The organism is Rathayibacter sp. VKM Ac-2926 (genome assembly GCF_022815565.1).
Classification (GTDB): domain Bacteria; phylum Actinomycetota; class Actinomycetes; order Actinomycetales; family Microbacteriaceae; genus Rathayibacter; species Rathayibacter festucae.
The window spans coordinates 38,397-45,066 of the sequence record NZ_JALGRS010000020.1; the positions used below are offsets into that span (position 1 = coordinate 38,397).

Genomic DNA, 6,670 nt, shown 5'->3' on the forward strand with positions numbered 1-6,670 from the left:
CTCGACGGGTCCGCCCGCGTCGACCCGGATCGATGCTACCGAGGCGGCGCCCCTCGGGAGCGCCCTGCGCGGCCGGATCCGCGCGGGGGCGGGATCCGCGGGGAGCGGGAATGATCGGGGGACACGGCCGGGGGAGAGCTCTCGGCGCACCGGTGGAGGAGCAGCGCCATGGCATCGAGCAGACCGTCCGACGCACCACGATTCTCCCGCCGCGGACTGATCTCCGCCGCGGGGCTGTCCACGCTCGCGCTCTCGGCGGGAGCGCTGCCGAGCGCCGCGGCCGCCGCCGCGCCCCGCGCGATCGCGCCCCGCTCGGGGGCGGGCTTCTCGGTCAACTCCGGGATCCTCTGGGAGACGGCGGAGTCGCGCACCCGCAGCCTCGACTGGATGGTCGCGGTGGGCGCGAACTCCCTCCGCTTCGACCTCTCCTGGTTCTTCGCCGAGCAGAAGAGCGGCACCTTCGACTGGTCGCTGTTCGATCCGATCGTCGACGGCGCCCGCGCCCGGGGGCTGTCGGTGCTGGCCGTGCTCGGCAGCGCCCCGTACTGGGCCGCGGCGCAGAAGAAGGAGGGGCAGCCGCACAACCGGCCCGCCTCGCTCCCCACCTGGCGCCGCTTCGTCAAGGCCGCAGCGACCCGCTACAAGGGGCGGATCTTCGCCTACGAGATCTGGAACGAGCCCAACGGCAAGGAGTACTTCTGGCCCGGGCCGGATCCGGTGTTCTTCACCTCGCTCGTGAAGGCGGCCGTCGAGGAGATCCGCGCGGCGGCCCCCGGGACCCTGACCGTCTGCGGCGGTCTCGGGCCGGGATCGACCGCCGCGGGCGACATGCTCGCGCCGGAGTTCCTCCGCCGGATGATCGCCGCGGGCATCGTCGCGACGAAGGTGGACCACTACGCCTTCCACCCCTACGACATGGACGGCACGCTCGCCGAGAGCGCCCGCTGGGACCTCACCCCGGTGCGCCAGGTGATCGGCTTCGCGGCGTCGCTGCGGGCGGCCGGAGCGGGGTCGTCGCAGATCTGGGCGACGGAGTACGGCTACCCGAGCGTCCTGGGCACCGATCCGCAGGCGCGGTTCCTGTCGTCGGGTGTGACGCAGTGGGCCGAGATGTCCTTCGCCGGGCCGATGTACCTGCACGAGCTGAAGGACCAGGGGGCCTCCGACACCTTCGGCGTCTTCGACACGGCGAACGCGCCGAAGCAGGCGGCCTTCGCGGTGCAGTGGATGCTCCAGAACGGCGTCCCCGCGCGCGACGAGGTCGTCCGATTCGACGCGCACGCCGACTCCGCCCTCGGCGCGGCGGTGAGCCCCGTCTTCACCGTGGGGCCGACCGCTCTCGGGCGCGACCACGTGTCCGGCACCCGCTTCGAGACGCCGACCGGCTGGTGGAGCTCGCCGGTCGCCGCCGGCGTGCTCTGGCGGCAGGTCGCGCTGCCGCCGTCGGGGCCGTTCGCCGACGGGATGCAGAACGGCCCGACCGGCGTGCGCGTCTTCTCGAACCCGCCGACGGGGACCTGGCTCGTGCTCGGCGACATCCTGACCGCATGGCGGCCGGCCTACGGCTTCCCGCTGGCGGGCCAGTACGTGAACGCCGCGGGCACGACGGTGCAGGACTTCGAGCACGGCACGATCTCGTGGAAGGCCGGGCTGGTCTCGGGGTCCCTCGACGCGTGAGGGCGGGTCGCGCGGGTGGGCGGGCGCGGGGGCTCGGCGTCGCGCTGCTCGCCGTCGGGGTGCTCCTGGGCGTCGCGGGCTGCGTGGCGGCGCCGGAGCCCGCGCCGTCGTCCGCCGACCCGTCGCCGCCAGGGACGGTCCTCGACGTCGGGCCGTGGGCGGGGGAGGCGCCGGCCGGCTCGGTCGTGCAGAGCGTCACCTTCCGCACGCTCGACGTGCAGGACCGCGCGGTCTCCTCGCACGCGCTGGTGATCAGCCCGACCACCGCCGGCGCCGCCGCGGGGCGGATCCTCGTCTGGGAGCACGGGACGACCGGCGCGCAGGCCGGCTGCTCGCCGAGCGCGATCCCCGGCTGGCTCACCGGCGGGGCTGTGCCCGGGCTCGACGAGCTCCTGCGCGGAGGGTGGACCGTCGTCGCGCCGGACCTCGCGGATCCGCGCACGGACCGGCCGATGCCCTATCTGGTCGGCGAGGGGGAGGCGCGCGCGTCGCTCGACGCCGTGCGCGCGACCCGAGAGCTGTCCGGCGGCGCACTCGACGCCGGCTTCGCGGTCTGGGGCCACTCGCAGGGCGGGCACGCGGCGCTCTGGACGGCGAGCACCGTCGCGTCGTACGCGCCCGAGCTGACCGTGCGCGCGGTGGCCGCCTTCGCGCCCGCCGTCGATCCCGGCGAGCTGATCGCGCCGATGGCACCCCCGGTCGCGGCCGCGCTGCTCGGCGGCTGGATCGCCGCGGGCTACGACGCTTGGTACGGCGACGACTCCGCGACGAAGGGCTTCGACCCGGCGCTCGCCCCCGTCCTCGAGGCCGTCGCGGCCGGCTGCCTCGGCGACCCGCCGACCGCCGAGCTCACGGCCGGGCTGGAGCAGGTCGCCGCGGGGACGGTCCCGGTCGGCGTCCGCGACTCGGCCTCGCTGCTCCGGCGCCGCCTCGCGGACAACACGGCCGCGACCGCGCCCGGGACCCCGACCTTCGTCGCCTGGGGCGAGGCCGACGACGTCGTCGCCCCCGCCTCGCTGGAGCGCTGGGCCGCCGCCGCCGACGGCACCGCCCTGGAGGCGCGCCCCTATCCCGGCCTCGACCACGGCACCGTCGTCGGCCCGGACTCCGCCGCCGTCGCGGACGCCCTGGCCTGGACCACCGCGCGCCTGCCCGAGCGCTGAGCCGCTTCCCGCAACCGTGCTGGCGACGGTGGGTCTCGATACGCCCCTGCGGGGCTGCTCGACCAGCATGGGGCCGGTCGGCTGCGCTTCATGCTGATCGAGTAGCCCGCACCGCGGGCGTATGAAGATCCGCCCGCGGGAGGACGGGGCCCTCAGCGCTCGCGGCCGTCGATCTCCTGATCGCCGAGGTGGGCGCCGTAGAACTCCGACTGCTGCCGCATGAGCTCCCGCATCGACACTCCGGGGCCGACGCCGTAGACGGTCCCGACGAAGTCGAGCCCGCGCTGGATCGCCCAGATCTCGTCGTGGCGCTCCGGCGGGAGGGTCGTCGCCGGCGTCCCCACCGCGACCCAGCCGATCGGGACCACGGCGCCCGGCTCGACGACGGTGTTCACCTGCACGACCGCGTTGATCCGGACCTCGGCGCCGGCGCCGATGCGGCTGCCGGGGAAGAGGGAGGCGCCCGTGGCGATGAACGCCTCGTCCTCGACGGTGCTGCCGTTCACGTGCGCGTGCGGGCCGATCATGACGGCCGCCCCGATGCTCACCGGGTGGCCCGCCCGGGCGCGGATCAGAGCGTTCTCCATCACGATCGTGTCCTCGCCGACGACGATCTCGCCGTCCTCCGCCGAGAGCACCGCTCCGTGGAGGACGCGAGCGCCCGGCCCGAGGCGGACGGCGCCGACGATCACGGCGGACGACGCGACGGACGCGGTCGGATGGATCACGGGCTCGCGGTCCCGATGTCTGGTGAGCATGCGCTCGCTCCTCGTCTCGCCGAGCGCCACCCGCTCGGCCCGCTCACGACGGTATCCCCGCCCGGGCGACTTCCGGTCCTCAGCAGAAGGTGCCGCGGGGCGCTCGTCGCGCGCACCCCCGTGTCGGGTGTACGGTCGTCGCATCTGAGGTAAAACGCAGGCCGCGCCGGTCTGCACGCGCACGCGGCATCGAGAGATCCGCCACTTCTTCCCTGTGAAGGAGTGCGCCCATGGTGCTCGACACCCCCCGATCCGCCCCGCGAGACACGGCTCCCCGCCGCCTGCGCGACGCCTGGATCGCCCTCGCCGGCCTCTCGGCCGTCTTCCTGTTCGAGATGCTCGACAACTCGGTCCTGAACGTCGCCCTGCCGACGCTCGGTCGCGAGCTGCACGCGTCGACGGCGGGCCTGCAGTGGGTGACGGGTGCCTACTCGGTCGCGTTCGGCGGCCTCATGATTCTCTTCGGCGCGATCGCCGACCGCTTCGGACGCCGCAGGGTGATGCTCGCCGGCCTGGTGGTGCTCGCCGCCGCGAGCCTGGCGACCGCGGCCGTGACGACGACGGAGCAGCTCATCGCCGTCCGGGCCGTGATGGGGGTCGCGGCGGCGATGACCACGCCCGGGTCGATGGCGCTCGCCTTCCGCCTGTTCGGGACCGACGACCTCCGGGTCCGGGCGCTGACCGTCGTCTCGACCGCCGGGCTCGTCGGACTCGCGGTCGGCCCCACCGCCGGTGGTCTCGTGCTGGCGGTCGCGCCGTGGCAGGTGCTCCTGCTCGCGAACGTGCCGATCGCGGTGCTCGCGCTGATCGGCATCCGCCTGGGCGTGCCGGCCGATGCCCCGGACGACCTGCACCGCGACCCGGTCGACGTCGTCGGCGCGCTGCTCGGCACGGTGACGATCGCGGCCGCCCTCGTCGCGCCGACGCTGCTCGTCGGCACCGGATCCACGGGCACCGACGGCGCCGGGACCGGGATCGGACCGTGGGCGCCGTGGGCGGCCGTGGCGACGGCGGTCCTCGCGGGGACCGGCTTCGTGCTCCGCCAGCGCACCGCCCGGCATCCGCTGCTGGACCTGCGCCTCGTGGCCCTGCCGCTCGTCTCCAGCGGACTGGCGTTCAAGGCCGCGACCGGTCTCGCCGTCGGCGGGCTGTCCTACCTGGTCACGCTCCAGCTGCAGCTCGCCTGGGGCTGGAGTCCGGCCGCCGCGGCGCTCGGCCTGCTCCCGCAGGTCGTCGTCCTCCTCGCCGGCGGTCGCTTCGTCGGCCCCTTCGTCGCGCGCGTCGGCCTCGAGCGCGCCGCCGCGCTGAGCGCGGGCGCCGTGGTCGCCGGGCTCGCCGTCTTCGGGCTGCTCGGCCGCTTCGGCTACGGCGGGGTGCTGGTCGCCCTCGTGCTCGTCGCGGCGGGGATGCGCGTGGTCGGCGTCGTCGCGGGGACGAACGTGCTCCGCGGGCTCCCGGCCGAGCGCACCTCCGTCGGCGCGGCCCTCGTGGACACGGCGAGCGAGCTCGCGACCGCGGTCGGCATCGCCGCCGGCGGCACGATCCTCAGCGCGCTCGTCGCCGGCAGCATCACGAGCGTCCGCGCGACGACGGTCGGGGCCGAGCAGCTCTCCGGCGCGGTCGGCGTCGCCGGGCTCGCCCTGGCCGGCCTCGCCGCCGGGCTCGTCGCCCTCGGCGTCCTCCGGGCGCGCACGGCCCCCTCGGAGCAGTGACGTCGATGCCGAGCAGGACGCCGGCCGGCACTCCTCGTGGAGCGCCGGCCGGCGTCGGTGCCGTGCCTGACCGGTGGGGTCAGCGCTGGACGAGCGGGATCGCGATGTCGGTGACGTCCGCGCCGATCGTGCCGAGGCGGGTGGCCGTGCCGTTGAGCACGCCCACCTCGTAGAGCGAGCCGTTCACCGCGGCCAGGCCGATCGAGCCGATCGAGCCGCCGTTGCGCAGGACGGAGTAGATGTCGAAGCCGGTGACACCCGCGGCGTCGACGCCGAGCTTCCCGGTCGGCGCCAGCGTGCCGGCGTTGGCGGGGGACTGGATCGCGATCTGGTCGAGCGCCGTGTCGAGGACGAACAGGGTCGTCGCCGTGTTCGGGTCGAGATCGTTGTTCGTGTACGCGGCTCCGTTGACGCCGGTGGCGACGGCGGGCGCGGCGTAGCTGAGCGCGCCGTCGGCCACGGTCGCGGCACCCGGAGTCGCGAACGGCTGGCGGAGGTTCTGGCCGGTGTCGCTGATCACGCGGAGGGCGTTCGCGGCCGGGTTGAAGTCGACGCCGAAGGTGGTGCCGCTGAGCGCCACGGTGAGGCGGGTGACCGGGGTGGCCACGCCGGTGGTCGCGTCGATGGAGTAGACGCCGGCGCTCGCCGCGGTGTTCCCGACGCCGTAGAGCTCGCCGTCCTGGACGCGGTAGTCGATGCCGACGAGCGCGGTGTCGCCGCCGGTCAGACCGGTGACGGCGACACTGCCGGAGACCGTGCCGGGCTTGAGGGGGTTGAACTGCACGAGCGCCGTGCCCTCGTCGGCGAGACCGACGACGCGCAGCTTGGCGGCCACCGAGCGGGCGGCGCTGACCAGAGCGCTGCTGGCATCGCTGGTCGCGGCGGCGGGAGCGACAGTGCTCGCGCCGGCCAGCACGGGGGCGACGGCCATCACGCTCGCGACGGCGACAGCGGTGATGCCGACTTTCAAGGTCCTGCTCATCATGAACTCCTCGAGACTTCCGGTCGCCGCAGATCGGCGACTCGAAGAGGGGTACTGCCCGGCCCCCGCGAGCGTTCATCCGCGCTGCGAGATTCTTCTGAGCTCGGTGGGCCGGGGGGCGGTTCGCGTGCCGGAGGGTGAGCTCGGGCTCGCGGAACGGGCCCGGGCTCGCTGGATTCGCGTGGGATGGCGAGCCGGGGTTCGGATCGCGTGCCGGGGGTGGTGGCGGGCGCCGTCCGGCTCGCGGAACAGGCCTGGAGTCGCCGGGATCGCTCGGGTGAAGGCATGCTGATCGAGTAGCCCGCGGAGCGGGCGTATCGAGCGGAGGGGGCGCCTTCGGCGCCAGTGCAGGGCGGGGAAAGGATCTTGTGGCTGGCT

Annotated in this window: 5 protein-coding genes; 3 read left to right on the forward strand and 2 right to left on the reverse strand. The window is 74.9% G+C overall.

Features of this window, described 5'->3' with window-relative positions; genetic code table 11:
* The first annotated feature begins 168 nt into the window (after positions 1-168).
* Together MT351_RS19415 and MT351_RS19420 are read left to right on the forward strand one after the other, a co-directional pair.
* Positions 169-1,677: a cellulase family glycosylhydrolase gene (locus MT351_RS19415; RefSeq protein ID WP_243583003.1), complete on the forward strand. Its 1,509-nt coding sequence runs from the start codon at positions 169-171 to the stop codon at positions 1,675-1,677.
* Positions 1,674-2,840 (forward strand): lipase family protein, encoded by a 1,167-nt coding sequence (locus MT351_RS19420; protein WP_243583004.1) that lies wholly within the window; start codon positions 1,674-1,676, stop codon positions 2,838-2,840. Before MT351_RS19415 ends, MT351_RS19420 begins: the two co-directional genes overlap by 4 nt.
* Before the next feature lie 152 nt (positions 2,841-2,992).
* Here the strand turns inward: MT351_RS19420 and MT351_RS19425 are convergent, their stop codons facing one another.
* Positions 2,993-3,598, reverse strand: a complete 606-nt coding sequence (locus MT351_RS19425) for a gamma carbonic anhydrase family protein (protein ID WP_243583005.1) — start codon at positions 3,596-3,598, stop codon at positions 2,993-2,995.
* 230 nt (positions 3,599-3,828) lie between these two features.
* Here MT351_RS19425 and MT351_RS19430 point away from each other — a divergent pair, with 230 nt between their 5' ends.
* A complete protein-coding gene (locus MT351_RS19430) occupies positions 3,829-5,310 on the forward strand; it encodes an MFS transporter (protein WP_243583006.1) in 1,482 nt (493 codons plus the stop codon).
* Between the two features lie 79 nt (positions 5,311-5,389).
* Here the strand turns inward: MT351_RS19430 and MT351_RS19435 are convergent, their stop codons facing one another.
* Positions 5,390-6,292, reverse strand: coding sequence for a DUF4394 domain-containing protein (locus MT351_RS19435; protein WP_207901615.1), 903 nt, complete (start codon positions 6,290-6,292; stop codon positions 5,390-5,392).
* Between the last annotated feature and the right edge of the window lie 378 nt (positions 6,293-6,670).